The organism is Allosediminivita pacifica (assembly GCF_003054175.1).
Classification (GTDB): domain Bacteria; phylum Pseudomonadota; class Alphaproteobacteria; order Rhodobacterales; family Rhodobacteraceae; genus Allosediminivita; species Allosediminivita pacifica.
On record NZ_QBKN01000090.1, the window covers coordinates 1 to 1,383 of the forward strand.

General features: G+C 62.2%; 1 protein-coding gene. It reads left to right on the top strand.

Annotated features, from left to right (window positions below; genetic code table 11):
- Positions 1 to 231: 231 nt before the first annotated feature.
- On the top strand, positions 232 to 1,164 hold the full coding sequence (locus C8N44_RS23035; RefSeq protein WP_107979009.1) for an IS5 family transposase: 933 nt from the start codon (positions 232 to 234) through the stop codon (positions 1,162 to 1,164).
- Positions 1,165 to 1,383: the final 219 nt, after the last annotated feature.

Sequence of the window (1,383 nt, forward strand, 5' to 3'; positions counted from 1 at the left end):
GCAAGCACGCGCGGAACGGAATGCTGTCGCCCCTCGAGTTCGAGCGGCAGCAGAAACTGAGGCACGAGGGCGTCTAAGAAACGCGGGGCTATTCAGGCCGGATACATGTCAGCACCCGATGACGCGCCAAAATCAGACTCTAAGATTCCTCTTGCGCATGGGGCGGTTATACATGTTGCACAAATCGTGTGAGGGATTCATCTCGTGAATCCAGCGTGGTAGCTGGGATGCATGAGCAGACCTACACCCCCAACCTACAGAGCCAGGAACTGGCCAGCCTACAATGAAGCGCTCAAGCGCCGGGGCTCGCTGACGATCTGGTTCGACCCTGAGATGAGCTGGGATGGCGCGCCGACAGGCCGGCGTGGCCGACAGCAAACCTACAGCGATGCCGCTATCCAGACCTGCCTTTCAATGAAGGTCTTGTTCGGCATGGCGCTCCGGCAGACGACCGGGTTCGTCGAAAGTCTGCTGCGACTGGTTGGCCTCGACTGGACGGTGCCCGACTTCAGCACGCTGTCGCGCCGCCAGAAGACCTTGGCTGTCAACATTCCATACCGTGGATCGAAAGGCCCGCTGCACCTGCTGATCGACAGCACCGGCATCAAGGTCGAGGGCGAAGGCGAATGGCACGCCCGCAAGCATGGTGGCCCGAAACGTCGCGTCTGGCGCAAGATCCACCTCGGGATCGACGAGGAAACGCTGGAGGTTCGGGCCGTTGAGATCACCGGGAGCCACATCGGCGATGCGCCGGTCTTGCCCGACCTCCTCAGCCAGATCCCGGATGACCAACAGATCGGCAGTGTCACGGCAGACGGTGCCTACGACACCCGCAAGTGCCACGATGCCATCGCTGACCGCGGTGCCCATGCCGTCATCCCGCCCCGCAGGAACGCCAAGCCGTGGAAGGTGATCACAGCTGGCGCGGCCGCACGAAACGAGGCCCTGCGCGCCGCGAAATACCTCGGCCGGGCCCTCTGGCGACGATGGAGCGGATACCACCGCAGGAGCCGCGTCGAGACCAAGATGCATTGTGTGAAACTGCTGGGCCAGCGGCTCATGGCGCGAGACTTCGACCGACAGGTCGCCGAGCTCCAGGTCCGCATCGCTGTCCTGAACGGCTACACCGCGCTCGGCATACCCGTCACGGAAGCTGTGGGATAAGTCTGTCCGGGGAAAGGGGAACCTCGGCGTTCAGCCGATTTGTGCAACATGTATAACCGCCCCATGCGCAAGAGGAATCTTAGAGTCTGATTTTGGCGCGTCATCGGGTGCTGACATGTATCCGGCCTCTTATGCGGCGTCATACATGCCGCGGGCCCGCATGGTGTTCGAAGGTCGGGTCCAGATCAAAGCCGCGTGCTCGATGGCACTCTGTTGCGC

Excerpts from the sequence above, each read along its gene's own strand:
- C8N44_RS23035 (WP_107979009.1), top strand. The coding sequence starts at position 232 with ATGAGCAGACCTACACCCCCAACCTACAGAGCCAGGAACTGGCCAGCC.